Here is a 14883-nt window from a genome sequence, read left to right as displayed (position 1 = left end):
GGGAGGCGGTGACGCGCGCACGGAGAGGCGTCATGAGGATCCTCGGCATGATTTCCGGCACCTCCCACGACGGCATCGACGTGGCCCTGGTCGGCTTCGACCCCACCTACAGCGGCGGCACGCTCCGCGGAACCGTCGAGTTCACCACCTCCACGCCCTACCCCGCCGCACTCCGTGCCCGCCTCGCCAAGGCGCTCCCCCCGGCGACCACCACCCTCGCCGAAGTGTGCGAACTCGACACCCTCATCGGCCAGAGCTTCGCCGAAGCCGCCGCCACCGCGATCGACCACACCGGCCCGGCCGACCTGATCGCCTCCCACGGCCAGACCGTGTTCCACTGGGTCGACGGCCCACGCGCCCTCGGCACCCTGCAGATCGGCCAGCCCGCCTGGATCGCCGAACGCACCGGCACCCCCGTCCTCTCCGACCTCCGCGTCCGCGACATCACGGCCGGCGGCCAGGGCGCCCCCCTCGTCTCCCTGCTCGACGCCCTGCTGCTCGCCGGCCACCCCGGCGGCGCCGCCGCACTCAACCTGGGCGGCATCGCCAACATCACCGTGGTACGGGCCCACGACGACGTCGTCGCCTACGACACCGGCCCCGCGAACACGCTCATCGACGCGGTGGTGTCGAGCCAGGCCCTCGACCCGCGGGGCTACGACGAGAACGGCCGCATCGCCGCCTCCGGCACGGTCGACGAACCCCTTCTCGCTGTGCTGCTCCAGGAGCCCTACTACCGGCTCCCCGCCCCGAAAAGCACCGGCAAGGAACTGTTCCACCTCGGCCACGTCGAGGCCGCGATGGCGAAGGCCGGCACCCGCCCCGGCGCCGCCGACCTCGTGGCGACCCTCACCGAACTCACCGTCCGCACGGTCGCCCAAGAGGTGACGGCGAGCCACGTGAACCTCGTCGTCGCCTCAGGCGGCGGCTGCCACAACCCCACCCTCATGAACGCCCTGCGCCGCGCCCTCCCCGGCGTGACCCTGACGTACAGCGACGAGTACGGCGCCCCCACCGACACCAAGGAGGCCATCGCCTTCGCCCTGATCGGCTGGCACACCCTTCACGGCCTACCCGCGACCGTCCCCGGCGCCACCGGCGCACACGCCGCCCGCGTCCTCGGCACCCTCACCCCCGGCTCACGACCACTCACCCTCCCGGCCCCCCTCACCGAGGCACCACGCAAGCTCACCTTGACATCACGTCGGTGACGACGGCGCGGAAGCGCTCCATGGCGTCGCAGGCGAAAGCGCTACGGGAGACCCCGACGCCACGCAGGGCGTGACCGTGACCGATCACGACCACGGTCACCGCACCGGCCAGCACGAGCCACCACAGGGCCGCGACCACCGTCCGCGACGGGCCGGAGAACCCCAGGAAGGCCCGCCACAACCGCTCGCAGTGGAACGGCACGTGCCGGAGCTCGTCGGCGAGGATCCGCCCCGCGACCTCCGAAGCGAGGAGGTCGCGGGCGCCGTCGCGCAACGCCCGGTAGTAGGCGAGCGCGACCACCTCGGCGACCATCAGGACCATCAGCTCCGTCCGCAGGCCGAGAAGCCGCCGCAGCCGGGCGAAGACGGCGTCCGACCAGTGCCCCGGGATCGTCTCCGCACCCGCGGCCTCCAGCAGACGGCGCAGCAGACGGGCGTGCTCCTGCTCCTCCGCCACGAACAGACGCACCGCGTCCGCGTACACAGGGTCACCCGCCTGCTCGGCCTTGGCGGTGAGAGCCGCCCCGTCACCCTCCTCCCCCACCTGGAACCGCTGGATGCTCCGCACCAGCGCGGCATCCAGCCGCGCGCCCAGCCGCCAGTCGGGATCACCCCACACGTCCCGGAGCAGCGCCGCCCCCTCGAAGTCCCGCAGCCAGGTCGTGAAATCACCCGTATCGACCGTCATGGCCCGCGAACCTACCGGCCCGATGTGCAGATTCCGCGAGTGAATTTGTAGAGGTTCGGCGTCCGTACGCCTATGCGTCCGCTGGATCGAGGACCGGCGCGATACGGCCTGAGCCCCTGGTGGCGACCGAGATCACGGCCGCCGGGCACGGCGGCGCACGATGGCGCGCACGGTGAGAAGCGCGACGACGGCGACGAGCTGACCCCCCAGGATGATCTTGTTGTAGTCCATCGCCGGCTGCCACGTGACGACACCGTCCTTGACGACGAACACCCCGGCCGGTTCCACCCCCACCCCGAAGCCGCCCCCCGACCCCCCTCCGGACTGATCACCGTCCCGGTGACCGCCCCCGCCCCCGCCGCCCCCGCCGACCCGGGCCACGGGAATGACCGTCACGCCATCGCACGTGATCGGCTCGCCGAAAGCCCGCCGGACCGTGACGGCGTCCCTTGCCTTCTCCAGCATCTCCATGACGTCCATGTCCGTCCTCCCACTGCGGCGCCCGCCGGCACGTCACCGGCATCCGGTGCACCACGATCGAATCACACAACCCCGCGGACCGGCCGCGCGAGAGCGAGAGCACAAGCCGCACGATCGCACCGCGCTTCCCGGCCGCCCGGCGACCGCCTCTCTGTGGGGCATCCGGCCCACGACACGAATCTCCCATGACGGCGCCCTCGGCAATCTGTCGATCACTCTCAGTAGTATCGCCAGGGATTTTGATCTTGCACCTGTTCCCCACAGATCGGGAGTTCCATGGCGATAGCACAACGGCACAGGTCAGCCCTCACCATGCTCACCTGCGCCCTGACCGCGCTGCTGGCCGTGTCCGCACCCCCGGCGGTGGCCGGCGCCGGCGCGCACACACGCACCACCGCACAACAGGCCGCCGCCGCACCATGTGTCCGGCCGGGGCAGACGACGTACCCCGTCAGCTACTACTGGAAGAACGCCTTCGGCATGCGGCTCGGCAGCGGGTCGGTCTCGGTCGACACCTCGCCGTCCCTGTGGGGCGGCCAGATCGCACCAGGTGGCACCTTCACTATCACCCTGACCCACCGCACGGCCCAGTGGCCACTGCTGGTGCGCACCTACACCACCACCTGGGACCTGTCGTCCCTGCTGGCCAACGCCGACATTGTCAGCCAGTCCGGCACCGGCACCGTCAGCGGCACCACCCTGTCCATCACGTCACCCGGCACCAAGACCGACCCACCCGCCAAAGTCATCACCTTCCGGGTCCGCCAGGGCACGGCCGGGAGCAGCATGACCATCCGCCCGAGCGGGATCAGCAGCGTCATCGCCGCACCGGGCCAGCTCGGCAACAACACCCCCGCCCCGCCGATCCAGATCGTCAACGGCCAGTCGATCTCACCGACCCGGGCCACCGACGACACCGCCACCGCCCAGGGCAGACCCGTCAACGTGCCCGTCCTGTCCAACGACACCGCGACCGCCCCGGTGATCACCAACGTCACCGCACCCGGCCGCGGCACCGCGACCGTCTCCGGCACCACCGTGACCTACACACCCGCCCCCGGCTTCGTCGGCACCGACACCTTCACCTACACCGTCACCACCGCCTGCGGCACCGCCACCGCCAAGGTCACCGTGACCGTCCCCTGCACCGACACCCCCGTCACCCTGGCCAACGGCAGCTTCGAAGCGCCCCCCGTAACCGGCTACCAACTGCTGCCCGACGCCTCCACCAACCCCGCCATAGGCTGGCGCACCACCGCCACCGACCGCCTGGTCGAACTCTGGCGCACCGGCTACAACGGCGTCCCAGCCGCCGACGGCCAACAGTTCGCCGAACTCAACGCCACCCAGTTCTCCACCCTGTACCAGGACCTCCCCACCGTCCCCGGCACCACCATGACCTGGTCCCTGTACCACCGAGGCGTAGCCGGCACCGACACGATGCACGTCCTCATCGGCCCACCAGGCGCCACCACCGCCCAAACCCCCACCGGCGCCACCACCCCCGACATCACCGACAACACCACCTGGCGCCACTACACCGGCACCTACACCGTCCCACCAGGCCAAACCGTAACCCGCTTCTCCTTCGAATCCGTAACAACAGCCGGCGGCAACCCAGCCACCGGCAACCACCTGGACGGCGTCGTCTTCGAAACCCCCCGCTGCCCGCCCACCCCATGAGCGATACCACCCCCTGAACGAAACCGCAGCCACGGAGTCGGCCGGATTCCATGACACGGAACAAGGACGGCCCCAGCAAGAAGCAGCCGGCCTCCGAAGGCGAGAAACCCCAGGTCCGAAAACTGTGACCTGGGGTTTCGCCATGGAGCCGCCCAAGGAAACCGAACCCTGGACCTACGCGCTCACGAGTGCCGGCGAACCCACGATCAACACCGCCGCACACCTCACCCCGCCCCCCGGACACGAGATAACCCTTCGGGTAATAGATCCCCTCCGGCAGGCCGGGTTATCGTCGGGTCAGCTCACGGCCATACCGGGCCTTTCTCGTGCCCCTCGTCACCACGAACCCACGGGGTGAGTAATGATCAGCAGACTGATCACCCGGATCGTCATGATCCTCTCCCTGTCCGCCGCCCTCCTCACCATGGCCGCCCCCGCCCAGGCGGCCGGCCCGTACTGCATCCCCGAGGCCCCCGTGTGCGCCGGCCTCGAAGGCAGCCGTTTCGTCTTCATCATCAAACCGCCGCCCAGCTGGCTCTCCGTCAGCGCCACCGTCAACGGCGCACCCACCAGCGGAGCCATGTCCGGCTTCTCCACCGGCACCTACTTCCAGGGCTGGTACCAGCCGAACCCACCCCTGACCTCCGGCGACCGGATCTGTGTGACGTTGTACGCCCCCGGGGTACCGGCGGGCCCGTACTGCGCCACCATGCCCTGACGATCACCCGTCAGAGCCGGGCCACCGCACGCTCCGGATCGGTCTCCGACCCGTCCCCCTGAACAATCGCCATCACCCGACTCCTGAGTTCCCCCCGAGCGCGACAGTGAGTCCTTCCTCGGCCGCCGACACCTCACCACCGAACTCCTCCTGGGCGGCGGCCACAGAGGCACCCCTGTCGTTGCCCGGCCAGAAGTGGGTGAGCATCAACCGGCGCGCCCCCGCCCGGCGGGCCCACTGACCGGCCTCCGTGGAGCCCAGCAGATTGCGGATGGGCCGGTCGGCCTCGCCGTCACGGTCGGTGGCCTCAACAATGAACAGATCGGCGTCACGCCCGAGCTCGGCGAGCACGGAGGTCGGGCCGGTGTCGCCGGTGTAAGCCAGAGCAACCCCGTCGGCCTCCACCCGGATGCCGGCGTTGGGCACGTAGTGCGGCAGCGACACCCCCGTGAGGGCGAACGGCCCCACCTGGTGACTACCAGGCAGCGAATGCACGTCGAAGACCGCGCGGAGGTCGACGTCGGGCTCCAGCCCACTGATCCGTTCGAGCACACCCGGCGGGCAGTACAACGGCAGCCGCGGGCCACCAGGATCACCGTAGAACCGCATCCGGAACAGCCCGTGCAGGTCGACGCAGTGGTCAGGGTGCTCATGGGTGACGACGACGGCATCCACCGCCCCATCCGGCCAGTGCGCAAGCAACCGCGGCAACGTGGCGTAGCCCAGATCGAGCACCAGGCGGTAACCATCCCAGTCCACCGCGAACCCGCTGCAGGCCCGGCCCGGCTCGGGAAACGCACCGCAACTGCCGAGGACGGTCACTTGCCGCATCATGCCAGCATCCCAGACGGTCATGGATGGCACGGGCGTGTGCCCTCCGCTCCCGTGCGGACAACCCCCGGAACGGCGACAGCGCACCCTTTGCGATCAAGGGTCGCGCTGGTCGGAGTGGAGCCGCCTGAGGGAATCGAACCCTTGAAGTACCGACGCGGCGCCTCCGACATCGACCATCCCGAACCGACGCCCGTCACCACGCCGCCGAAACCGGCCACGACGAGGTACGGGCTCCTACGGCGGGATCTCGGTCGTAGCGGCCGTTGCCACCTCGCACGGTCTCAGGCGCCGTCGCCCAGTTGGACTGCCAGAGCGGGTGCCGAGGGTCCGCCAAAGATCTACCTACTTAGAGTAGTAGGTCGATGACAATCGGTTAGTAGAGGAGGTGTTCGGTGCACTCCCCCACGGAAGGATTCCCATGCGCACTGCAACTCGCTCGTCGGGCCGTGTGGCGGCCCTGGGCCTTGCCGGGCTGGCCGCCGGTGCGGCCCTGACGGCATCGGCGGCGGCCGCCACGGCCGCGGCTCCCACGTCCTCTCAGACCACCAAGGCCGCCCATGCCGCGCCGGCCCCCGACGCGGAGGCTCGGCAGCAGGCCGCGGCGCGCAGCGTCGCCGTCACTTTCGAGAACAAGACCAGTTGCGTGTTGACGCTGCGCACCAAGGAACTCGACCACGGGATCTGGACGACTCACCCCGTCCAGACGATCCAGCCCGGCGCCAGCGACAACTTCAGGACCGAGTCCGACGGGTTCATGACCGGCACCGAGGCCGCGGTGAAATACCTGGCCAGCAACTGCACCCAGTCCGGCAAGCAGGTCCGCTTCCACTGGAACAACCCCTATGTGGATCGCAACAGCTACGACTGGCAGCAGACCGACCCGGTCTTCGACACCAACTACACCGGCGGTAACGGCAACAACGCCTCCGTGACCGCGACGGTCTCGGCACCCGCCTGACCCGCCGGCCCCATCGGCTCTCACCCCAGCGGGTTCCCCGCTCTGGCCCCCGACGCGGCGATCCACGCCCAGCCTGTTCTGGAGCATCTTGCTGGCCAGGTCAGACCCCCACGGGAGGTGAACCTTTCTTCGGGGACTGGCCTGGGCAGCGGCCTCGACAGATCCCCCTGTGATTCCATCCCTCTGAAGGAGAGCGCTGTGACGACAGCCGACGAGACCTACACCGCCTCCCCAACCTCCGGCAGCACGCTCAAGCCGGGTGGTATTTACCTGATCAAGCAGGCCGACGGGCACAACGTGCGGGTGTACCGGCCCGAGTTGCCCAAGTGCCTGCTCGACCTGGCCGCCAAGCCCGAGGCCGCCAACTACTTCCACCTGATGCCGATCAACAGCGCGCGCACTACCTACTGGATCGTCAACGCCGACCGGGGCGAGTTGGTGATGCCCGAAAACCTCAGCGGCGTCGCGGACACCAACCTGGTAATCGAGACCTCCGGCCAGCAGCGCGCCTGGGCCGCCAACACCCTCACCCACTGGAGCATCGTCGGCAACGGCGCCGGTTATGAAATCACCAATGCCGGCACCAGCCTGAACGTCCGTCGCAAGAAGGCAGGCGACCCGCCCCTGATCGTCGGCGACGACGACGAAACCCTGGCCCGCTTCACCTTCCAGAAGGTCAAGAGCCTGGCCAAGATCGAAAACCTCGCGCACATCGACACCGACCCCTCCCAGATCGGTGACGTCGACCGGCTCAAGGGCTTCCAGCGGCCCAATACGCGCACCAAAGAGGTCCTCATCGGCCAAGTCGCCATCCCCTACCTGGCGATCAACGATCCCGGCATGGACACCACCTGGCAGGCCAAGCACAGCCCCTACTACATCGTGCGGCGCTACGGCTACTGGCAGCAAGTTCTGTACTACGAGCACGCCGGCAACAACAACTACACCAAGACCGAAGACACCTACGTCGGGCTGACCACCCGCAACGAGAAGGTCGTCGAGGACACCACCAACATCCGCGTCAGCCTCGACCTCGCGTTCTCCTACAAGGGATTCTCCGCCGCGGTCAGCTCGGCTTATGAGCACGAGTTGAAGGTCACCACCACCTCCGAACAGATCAAGGAACAGTGGAAGAAGGTCACCATCAGCCGCGACTTCAAGAACGACGGCAAACGCGTCGCCCTGTGCGTCTGGTACCGCGGCGACCACTACACCGTCCACCGCATCGATGCGGCTGAAACCCTGATCGCCGACTGGCGCACCCTTACCAAGACCGGTCACATCGACGACGGATGGCCCAAGAACTGACCACTCGCACTCCGGACGCCGTCTCCGAGCTCGCCCGCCAGGAACTGATCCCGCAGGTGGGCTAGTACAAGGGATGCGCCCTGTACTGCGGCCGGGCGATCGAAGCGTTCGACGACGGGGCGCCCTGCCCACCGCGGAGGTCGCCGGACGCCGCGGCGGCGCACCTGGGCATCCGCCGCGTGGATCTGGCCCACCTGGTGCGGGCCGGACTGCTCACGCCCGTCGTCCACACACGTGCACAGTCAGTGGCAGCCACGGAGCCACCGGCTGGCGGTCCCGCTGTTCCGCTCAGGCGACCTGGACGAACTGGCCGCCCGGCAGGACATCGACTGGGCCGCCGTCCGGGCCACCGGCCCCGGAGCACGCTCCCACGCCGTCAGATGACTCTGGCCCGGGGACGCAGCTCCGTAAGCCTCACCGAGGCCATGGGGAACGGGACGCACGCCGACTCTGGGACGACCTCCTGCTCGGCCGACCCCGTGACACACCACCAACGGAAAGTTGGGAAGATGTCCGACTTCACCGCCGCGACGCGCTCGTGCTTATCACGGCCCTCGCCATCGTCGGCCTGGAGACGGTAGCTCCCTCGGTGTGGTTTACCCATGCCCAATGAGGTTTTATGCACAACACACCCACCCATCTCCTTGATGTGGGCATTTCTACAAGTTGCCCGTGCCGCGCCTCCAACTGTCCAGGTCAGGCCCTATAAGGGCGGAACTCCTCAGCGGTCGGCGGCTGCGGGAAGCGGCACTGATCGGCCAGGAAGACCTGAGCCTGTTCCAGCGTGGGGTACAGACGAAAAAGCTGGACCAGATTGGTGATTTCCAGCAAGCGGGCGACTCTGCCATCGGCGCCGACCAGCACCAGTTCGCCGCCCTGTCGGGCGAGATGCCGGTGGCAGGCAAGCAAGGCCGCCACCCCCGAAGAGTCGCAGAAATCCACCCCGGACACATCAATGATCACGGCCGATGGCGACGGCTCGGTGAACAGGTCGTTGATGTGCTGTTGGAACGCCGCGAAGCTGCCATGATCCAGATCGCCGCGTACCGTTAAGACGGTTGCCGCGGTGGCGCTCTGCCGGTCGATCTGAAAAAAGGTTCTCCGGTTCGGGGAGTGCTGATCTTTAGACATGGCGCCTCTATGGCAAGAGCACGATACCCGGGGGCAGGGAGCATGGTGAGCGGGACACCTAAGGTTACCTCGCATACGTTGACCTCAAGATCGCCCAACCGGACGTCATCGCCGAGGGCAGTCACGAAGGTGAACTCGCCATTGTAAAGAAAAATCACGATCTTTGGGAAGCCGCACGCCATACGGCAACCTTGCTCGATCGCGAGGCGGAAGTGATCAACCTGGCGGCTTGGTAGCACAAGGGGAATTCCGTGCTTGGACAACCCCTGAGTGCCTCCTCCTGGCCTTGTGGGACGGCCGACGGCCGAGCGGAACCGTCTGCATCAGGCCCAACTGCAGGGAATGTACTGCGTTCCGGCGTTGCGGACGAGACCCGTCGCCTCGTCGACGGTGATGACCAGCATCGTCCGCTGGTAGTCGAGCAAGCAACCGGAGGGAGTGAAGTAGGTGGTGGGCAGGTAGCCGCCGCTGCGCTGGAGGGTCAGCGGTCGGCCTGTTCTGATCATGTAGCCGGTGTTTCTGGACCAGCCGTAGACGGCGATGGAGCCGTTGGGCGTGAACCCCGAGCCCGCCACCCACATGCGCTGCCCATCCCAACCGCCGGAGGTGCCGTTGGCGGGAATCTCGGCGAGGTTCGCGTAGCCCAGTGCGGCATTCTGGTTGTCCTGTCTGGCCCACATTCGGATTTCGGGGAGGACGCAGACGTGGTCGCTGGGCCGGGTCTCGCGCCACACGTACCCCTGCACACACGTGTCGGGGCCATAAGGGCCGCCGCCGGGCTGGACGTTACCTCCAGGCGTCGGCGTTCTCCTGCCAGGTGAGTGACCGTCTCCCCAGGGTCACGCAGACGAGATCCCCCGGCGTGGCCTCCCGCCAGACGAGGCTGTTCTTACAGGTGTAGGGGCCGTAAGGGCCATAGGCGGGGGCGGCGGGCGGCATCGTAGACGCTCATGAGTGCTCTCCAAATCGTCGGTTGCCGGCAGGCGCTCCTGCCCGTCGTGACGTTCTCAGGCATGGTGCCGGTGTCGCAGTGTGCCGGTCGCCTTCCAGACCCCAGGGGAGGACGTGGACGGATGGGCGGAGGACGCCTTTGGTGGACGTGACGGGCTAGGTGCGGATCTCCTCAAGAACACTCGCGAGACGATCAGCGACTACCTCGCGGCCGGCCCCGATCCACTCATCCAGCAGTCGGCGACGGCGACCCTGCACATCACGATGCAAGCGCTTGTGATCACTTGCGGCATGACGGACCAGTACAGCTTCGCCGAATGACCGGCGGACGTACGAGAGCCCCGGTGCGCTTCCCCACGCCCGGGGCCCTCGCCGCCACCCTATGCCCGCCGCGCAGCCCGCCGCCGCAGCTGCGTCAGCCGACCCAGGTGATGTCGACGACGCGAACCACCCCCACCGCGTCCAGGATCAGGAACGTCTACGAACCCGCGGCCCTTGCCGAAGTCCGCGCGCCGTAGCTGGGCGCCCTCGGCCGTAGCCATGGTGATGAACGGGTCATAGGGGTCACGGCACACCAGTGCCATCGTCTCGCCCAGTGCGCTGAGCGCGTCGGAGGGGAAGCCTCCACAGCGCCCGCTCCGACAGGTACAGGCGGTAGCTCACGGCCGGCGAGCGAACTCAGCCGCCAGGGCGTCCTCCAGGGGCACGTAATCACCGACGCCGTTCTTGGCGTCCTCGATCGCCTCGTAGTACCCCGGCTGGTTGGCGGCGACCACGACCAGGCTCCAGCGGTGCGGCAGTTGCCGCAGCGCGCGGTACCCCGTCAGCTCGTGGGCGGCCTCGACGGCGGCATGGTACTGGCGCAGAAACTCGTCCCGTTCACGCTGGGGGAGGTCGCGGAGGATGACCTCGGGGTCGGTGGGGTCCTCGTGGTGGACGGGCTGGGCGGTCATGCCTCCACGGTACGGCGCGGGCTGCGGGCGCGTCACCCGGACGTGCGGTACTCGGCCCACGCCCGGGTCGCCTCGGCCATCGCCGTCCTCCACCGCGCCGGCCCTTCCTCGGCCAGGCGGGCCCAGCGGTCCGCGTTCACCTTGCTGAACAGATCCACCGCGGCCGAGTCGGCCGTGCGCCAGGCCCGGAAGCGGCTCAGCCACTCATCCGCCTGCACCGGGGCATGCCCGGCCTGGATCAGCCACGGGATCAGCAGGCCCTGCTCCAGCCACGCCGCGCCCCGGGTCACGTGACCCCAGTCGACCACGTACACCCGGCCGGCCTCGGTAGCGAGCAGGTTCCCCGGGTTCAGATCGGTGTGCAGCAGATGCCGCTCGCCGGCGAGCGGGGACAGGTCCGGCTCGTCCGGCCACCGCTGCTCCACCTGCAGCGTCATCCCCGCAGGGGTGGGGGTCGCGCCCAGGCGCTCGACCACGAGCGCCAGGTGCTCAAGGTCGGGCGACCCGGGAGCGTATTCGAGGTGGCGGCCGGCGACGTACTCGAACCCGGCCAGCAGCCAGCCGCCGGCCTCCACCTCCCACAGCACGTACGGCGCCAGGTGGGTCACGTGCGGGTTGATGCGTGCTTCGCGGCGTAGCGCCACCAGGTCCGCCGTGCGGTCGGCGGTCCGCATGCCCTTGACGAACACCCGGCCGCCCTCGGCGTCCAGCACGGCCCGGAAGTCGGCGTGCTCGCCACGCTCCACCGGCACGCTGCCCGCGACCGGGCCGGTGTGGTCCTGGACGGCGGCACGCACCTGCTGGGGCAGGTCAGGCCACTCGCTACGCCGCATCCGCTCACACTAGATCAGCGGGGCCACCCGGAGGTGAGGGTCATGGGGGTCCTGTCCTCTCGATCGGTGGATACTCCGCGCGCAGGCCACCGAGGACGATCACCCGACGCGCCGGTACCGATGCTCTACGTGAGGACCGCCGTGCGTCCGGCCGGGATACACGCCCTGGCCGCGCTGGCCGACGATTGGGTGGGCGGTCGGCAGATGTGCATCGACGTGCTGTGCGCCTACCTCCGCATGCCTCCAGGCCCCGAGCCTGCGCCCGAGGACGCGGCCGACGCTCACACCGCCTGGAAGGCCGTGAAACGACGACAGCGCGCCTCTGTGATCAAGGGGCGCGCTGGTCGGAGTGGAGCCGCCTAAGGGAATCGAACCCTTGACCTACGCATTACGAGTGCGTCGCTCTGGCCGACTGAGCTAAGGCGGCGGGCTGCGGCTAGGCCGTAGCGTGTGGAAGTCTACAGGTTCTGGTCGGGTGGCGGGACTGTGGATCTTGGTTAGGTTACTTTGGGGCAGAGGGTGTTGGGTTTTGGGGGAGTTTGGTTGATCAGGTAGGTGTCTACGGCCTTGTCGATGCAGGAGCTGTTGGTGCGGTAGGCGGTGTGGCCGTCGCCGTCGTAGCTCAGGAGGACGCCGGAGGAGAGCTGGGTGGCCAGGGCCTGGGCCCATTGGTATGGGGTTGCGGGGTCGCGTTGGGTGCCTACTACCAGGATGGGTGGGGCGCCTTCGGCTTTCAGGGGCTTGTCGGTGCCTTCTGAGGGGACGGGCCAGTACTTGCAGGGGAGGGAGCCCCACATCACGTAGGCGCCGAACAACGGGGATTCCTTCTGGGCGGTGGCGGCCGCTTGCTCGTACGCCTCGATGGTCGTGGGGTAGGGGTGGTCCACGCAGTTGATGGCCATGTTGGCTTCGGTCTGGTTGCTGTAGGTGCCGTCTTGGCGGCGGTCCACCAGGATGTCGGCGAGGCGGAGGAGCGTGGTGCCGTCGCCTTGGAAGGCTTGGGAGAGGGCTACTCGCAGGATCGGCCAGGAGCGTTTGTCGTAGAGGGCGGTGACCACGCCCAGGGTGGCCCAGGATTCGTCGATCGTGCGGGTGTCGCCGGTGCTGTTGCGCAGGGGGGTCTGGTCGGCTTTCTTGAGCATGGCGGCGATGCGGGACTGGGATTCGTCCATGTCCTTGGACGGGAAGGGGCAGGAGGTGTGGGTGAAGCAGTTGGCCAGGAAGGAGCGCAGGGCCGTCTGGAAGCCTCTCGCCTGGGCGGCGTTGACGTCGGGGACGGGGGGGAGTGCGGGGTCCACGGCGCCGTCCAGGACCAGGGCGCGGACCTTCTTGGGGAACAGGTCGGCGTAGACGGCGCCCAGGTAGGTGCCGTAGGACTTGCCCAAGTAGGTCAGGCCCGCGTCGCCCAGGGTGGCGCGGAGGATGTCCATGTCGCGGGCGGCGTCGGCGGTGCTGACGTGCGGGAGGAGTTTCGCGGATTTCGCCTGGCAACCTTCGGCGAACTCCTTGGCGCCCGCGGCCAGGGCGTCGACCTCGGCCGAGGTGTCGGGGGTGCCGTCGAGGCCGATGAAACGGTCGAGCTGGGGGCCGGTCAGGCAGTGGACGGGGGCCGACTCGCCTACGCCGCGGGGGTCGAAGCCCACGGCGTCGAAGCGGGACAGGATGGCGGGGGTCAGCACGGTTTTGGCGGCGCGGGCGTATTCGATGCCGGAGCCGCCGGGGCCGCCGGGGTTGAGGAGGATGGAGCCGATCCGCCGGCCTGTGGCGGGCAGGCGGATCACGCTGATCTGGATGCGTTCGCCGCCGGGGTCCGCGTAGTCGAGGGGGACGTTGACCTTGCCGCACTGGAAGCCTTCGCGGCAGGACGTCCAGTTGATCTTCTGGGAGTAGTACGTCGCCAGGGCGGCTGAGGGGGCGTCGTTCCGGGCGGTGGCGGCGGGAGGATCGCCCGGCGGGTTCGCGTCGCCCTGTGCCGAGCACGCCGGGACGAGCAGTGCCGCCGCTGTGAGAGCGGCGGCCGTATGTCTGGTCCGGCCCACACTTGTCCAGCGCGTCATGCGCCGACCACCTTATCCCCCGATTCGGTGTAACCGTGGCCCAGATCAACGCCACGGCTCTTAGGTAGTACCCCTCCGACGTGCGCTTTCACTCCTCGGCGGCCGTCTGTCCTCCATATCTTTCGTCATGCTGCTTACGCGGCGCGCAGACGTCCGCCCGCGAGCAGGCGCAGCGGCGGCCGCCGTCCTCCAGGCGGACGACGACCGAGTCGGACGGCACGTTGTGGCCGACGACGGTGCCCTGGCCCTCGGGGGTGTCGACGGTGACGCCGACGCGGGGGGCGCCGGCGCGGAACTCTTGGTACAGGGGGTGTTCGTACTTCAGGCAGCACATCAGGCGGCCGCACGCCCCGGCGATGCGCAGGGGATTGACGGGGAGGTCCTGGTCCTTGGCCATGCGGACGGACACCGGCTCGAAGTCCTTGAGGAACGTGGCGCAGCACAGATCCCGCCCGCAGGGGCCGATGCCGCCCTGCAGGCGGGCCTCGTCGCGGGGGCCGATCTGCCGCAGCTCCACCCGGGCACGCAGGTTGCGGGCGAGGTCGCGGACCAGAGCGCGGAAGTCGACGCGGTGGGGAGCGGAGAAGTAGACGGTGTAGACGTTGTCGGCGTCCAGGTAGTCGACGCCGACGACTTTCATGGGTAGCTCGTGCCGCCGGATGAGGCGTTTGGACACACTGCGGGCCTCGGCGCGGCGGCGGCGGTTGGTCTCGTCGCGCTCCAGTTGCTCCTCGGCGGCGATCCCGGCGCAGACGGGCAGGCCCTCGACGTCGTCGCTGACCCATTGCGGCGCCCAGACGCACTCGGCGACCTCGGGACCGGCGTCGGTGGGCACCAGGACCTTGTCGCCGACCTTGGGGCTGTGTCCGCCGGGATCGAGATAGTAGAGCCGCCCATATCGGGTGAAGCTCACCGCCATCATCATGCCCACGCGAACGCCTCCGCTCCTTGCCGATACGGCCCATGCCGATGCGTTGCCGCCCACCCTACGCGCAGAGGCGGCATCGGCCCATAAAACGACCGTCGTCGCTAGGGGAGGCGGGCGTGTAAGGCACAGGGCGGCGTCCGGGTTCACCAT

16 protein-coding genes and 1 tRNA gene are annotated in these 14883 nt (G+C 68.8%); 7 read left to right on the top strand and 10 right to left on the bottom strand.

Translation table 11 applies throughout. The annotated features are described in order from the left end of the window. The first annotated feature begins 32 nt into the window (after positions 1 to 32). The gene (locus tag ABGB17_RS09595) at positions 33 to 1211 is read left to right on the top strand and encodes an anhydro-N-acetylmuramic acid kinase (protein ID WP_347627559.1); all 1179 of its coding nucleotides are present in this window, start codon (positions 33 to 35) and stop codon (positions 1209 to 1211) included. On the opposite strand, the gene ABGB17_RS09590 is transcribed toward ABGB17_RS09595, so the two are convergent. Beyond that, a complete protein-coding gene (locus tag ABGB17_RS09590; RefSeq protein ID WP_347627557.1) occupies positions 1189 to 1899 on the bottom strand; it encodes a ferritin-like domain-containing protein in 711 nt (236 codons plus the stop codon). The genes ABGB17_RS09595 and ABGB17_RS09590 overlap by 23 nt on opposite strands. A 132-nt stretch (positions 1900 to 2031) precedes the next feature. Beyond that, on the bottom strand, positions 2032 to 2379 hold the full coding sequence (locus ABGB17_RS09585; protein WP_347627555.1) for a spore germination protein GerW family protein: 348 nt from the start codon (positions 2377 to 2379) through the stop codon (positions 2032 to 2034). A 276-nt stretch (positions 2380 to 2655) separates the two neighbouring features. On the opposite strand from ABGB17_RS09585, the gene ABGB17_RS09580 reads away from it, so the two are divergent. Further along, positions 2656 to 4062 (top strand): Ig-like domain-containing protein, encoded by a 1407-nt coding sequence (locus ABGB17_RS09580; RefSeq protein ID WP_347627553.1) that lies wholly within the window; start codon positions 2656 to 2658, stop codon positions 4060 to 4062. 361 nt (positions 4063 to 4423) lie between these two features. Next, the gene (locus ABGB17_RS09575; RefSeq protein WP_347627551.1) at positions 4424 to 4780 is read left to right on the top strand and encodes a hypothetical protein; all 357 of its coding nucleotides are present in this window, start codon (positions 4424 to 4426) and stop codon (positions 4778 to 4780) included. 72 nt (positions 4781 to 4852) lie between these two features. Here ABGB17_RS09575 and ABGB17_RS09570 read toward each other — a convergent pair whose 3' ends face one another. Continuing rightward, positions 4853 to 5614, bottom strand: a complete 762-nt coding sequence (locus ABGB17_RS09570; RefSeq protein WP_347627549.1) for an MBL fold metallo-hydrolase — start codon at positions 5612 to 5614, stop codon at positions 4853 to 4855. Between the two features lie 418 nt (positions 5615 to 6032). On the opposite strand from ABGB17_RS09570, the gene ABGB17_RS09565 reads away from it, so the two are divergent. From ABGB17_RS09565 to ABGB17_RS09555, 3 genes are all read left to right on the top strand, one after another. Next, positions 6033 to 6572 (top strand): hypothetical protein, encoded by a 540-nt coding sequence (locus ABGB17_RS09565; protein WP_347627547.1) that lies wholly within the window; start codon positions 6033 to 6035, stop codon positions 6570 to 6572. Positions 6573 to 6770: 198 nt separating this feature from the next. Then, positions 6771 to 7880 carry a hypothetical protein gene (locus ABGB17_RS09560; RefSeq protein WP_347627545.1) on the top strand — a complete coding sequence of 370 codons (1110 nt, stop codon included), beginning with the start codon at positions 6771 to 6773 and terminating at the stop codon, positions 7878 to 7880. Between the two features lie 234 nt (positions 7881 to 8114). After that, entirely contained in the window at positions 8115 to 8264 is a 150-nt protein-coding gene (locus ABGB17_RS09555; protein WP_347627543.1) for a hypothetical protein, read from the top strand. Between the two features lie 312 nt (positions 8265 to 8576). Here the strand turns inward: ABGB17_RS09555 and ABGB17_RS09550 are convergent, their stop codons facing one another. Then, positions 8577 to 9011: an STAS domain-containing protein gene (locus ABGB17_RS09550; RefSeq protein WP_347627541.1), complete on the bottom strand. Its 435-nt coding sequence runs from the start codon at positions 9009 to 9011 to the stop codon at positions 8577 to 8579. 323 nt (positions 9012 to 9334) lie between these two features. Beyond that, the gene (locus ABGB17_RS09545) at positions 9335 to 9745 is read right to left on the bottom strand and encodes a hypothetical protein (RefSeq protein ID WP_347627539.1); all 411 of its coding nucleotides are present in this window, start codon (positions 9743 to 9745) and stop codon (positions 9335 to 9337) included. A gap of 331 nt (positions 9746 to 10076) precedes the next feature. Here ABGB17_RS09545 and ABGB17_RS09540 point away from each other — a divergent pair, with 331 nt between their 5' ends. After that, positions 10077 to 10283: a hypothetical protein gene (locus tag ABGB17_RS09540; protein ID WP_347627537.1), complete on the top strand. Its 207-nt coding sequence runs from the start codon at positions 10077 to 10079 to the stop codon at positions 10281 to 10283. A 338-nt stretch (positions 10284 to 10621) separates the two neighbouring features. Here the strand turns inward: ABGB17_RS09540 and ABGB17_RS09535 are convergent, their stop codons facing one another. The 5 genes from ABGB17_RS09535 to ricT form a co-directional block, all read right to left on the bottom strand. Then, positions 10622 to 10915, bottom strand: coding sequence for a DUF6247 family protein (locus ABGB17_RS09535; protein WP_347627535.1), 294 nt, complete (start codon positions 10913 to 10915; stop codon positions 10622 to 10624). Between the two features lie 32 nt (positions 10916 to 10947). Next, positions 10948 to 11748 (bottom strand): phosphotransferase, encoded by an 801-nt coding sequence (locus tag ABGB17_RS09530; RefSeq protein ID WP_347627533.1) that lies wholly within the window; start codon positions 11746 to 11748, stop codon positions 10948 to 10950. Positions 11749 to 12098: 350 nt separating this feature from the next. After that, positions 12099 to 12175, bottom strand: a tRNA-Thr gene (locus ABGB17_RS09525). A 70-nt stretch (positions 12176 to 12245) separates the two neighbouring features. Then, positions 12246 to 13805 carry an alpha/beta hydrolase gene (locus tag ABGB17_RS09520; RefSeq protein ID WP_347627531.1) on the bottom strand — a complete coding sequence of 520 codons (1560 nt, stop codon included), beginning with the start codon at positions 13803 to 13805 and terminating at the stop codon, positions 12246 to 12248. An 88-nt stretch (positions 13806 to 13893) separates the two neighbouring features. After that, on the bottom strand, positions 13894 to 14730 hold the full coding sequence (gene ricT, locus ABGB17_RS09515) for a regulatory iron-sulfur-containing complex subunit RicT (RefSeq protein WP_347627863.1): 837 nt from the start codon (positions 14728 to 14730) through the stop codon (positions 13894 to 13896). Positions 14731 to 14883 lie beyond the last annotated feature (153 nt).

This window comes from Sphaerisporangium sp. B11E5 (genome assembly GCF_039871875.1).
In the GTDB taxonomy this organism is placed as follows: Bacteria; Actinomycetota; Actinomycetes; order Streptosporangiales; family Streptosporangiaceae; genus Sphaerisporangium.
The sequence above is the reverse complement of the archived record's forward strand: the minus strand, read 5'-3'. Positions and strand labels throughout refer to the sequence as shown.

Excerpts from the sequence above, each read along its gene's own strand:
- ABGB17_RS09550 (WP_347627541.1), bottom strand. The coding sequence starts at position 9,011 with ATGTCTAAAGATCAGCACTCCCCGAACCGGAGAACCTTTTTTCAGATC.
- ABGB17_RS09520 (WP_347627531.1), bottom strand. The coding sequence starts at position 13,805 with ATGACGCGCTGGACAAGTGTGGGCCGGACCAGACATACGGCCGCCGCT.
- ABGB17_RS09590 (WP_347627557.1), bottom strand. The coding sequence starts at position 1,899 with ATGACGGTCGATACGGGTGATTTCACGACCTGGCTGCGGGACTTCGAG.
- ABGB17_RS09575 (WP_347627551.1), top strand. The coding sequence starts at position 4,424 with ATGATCAGCAGACTGATCACCCGGATCGTCATGATCCTCTCCCTGTCC.
- ABGB17_RS09530 (WP_347627533.1), bottom strand. The coding sequence starts at position 11,748 with ATGCGGCGTAGCGAGTGGCCTGACCTGCCCCAGCAGGTGCGTGCCGCC.
- ricT (WP_347627863.1), bottom strand. The coding sequence starts at position 14,730 with ATGATGATGGCGGTGAGCTTCACCCGATATGGGCGGCTCTACTATCTC.
- ABGB17_RS09565 (WP_347627547.1), top strand. The coding sequence starts at position 6,033 with ATGCGCACTGCAACTCGCTCGTCGGGCCGTGTGGCGGCCCTGGGCCTT.
- ABGB17_RS09580 (WP_347627553.1), top strand. The coding sequence starts at position 2,656 with ATGGCGATAGCACAACGGCACAGGTCAGCCCTCACCATGCTCACCTGC.
- ABGB17_RS09535 (WP_347627535.1), bottom strand. The coding sequence starts at position 10,915 with ATGACCGCCCAGCCCGTCCACCACGAGGACCCCACCGACCCCGAGGTC.
- ABGB17_RS09595 (WP_347627559.1), top strand. The coding sequence starts at position 33 with ATGAGGATCCTCGGCATGATTTCCGGCACCTCCCACGACGGCATCGAC.
- ABGB17_RS09570 (WP_347627549.1), bottom strand. The coding sequence starts at position 5,614 with ATGATGCGGCAAGTGACCGTCCTCGGCAGTTGCGGTGCGTTTCCCGAG.
- ABGB17_RS09585 (WP_347627555.1), bottom strand. The coding sequence starts at position 2,379 with ATGGACGTCATGGAGATGCTGGAGAAGGCAAGGGACGCCGTCACGGTC.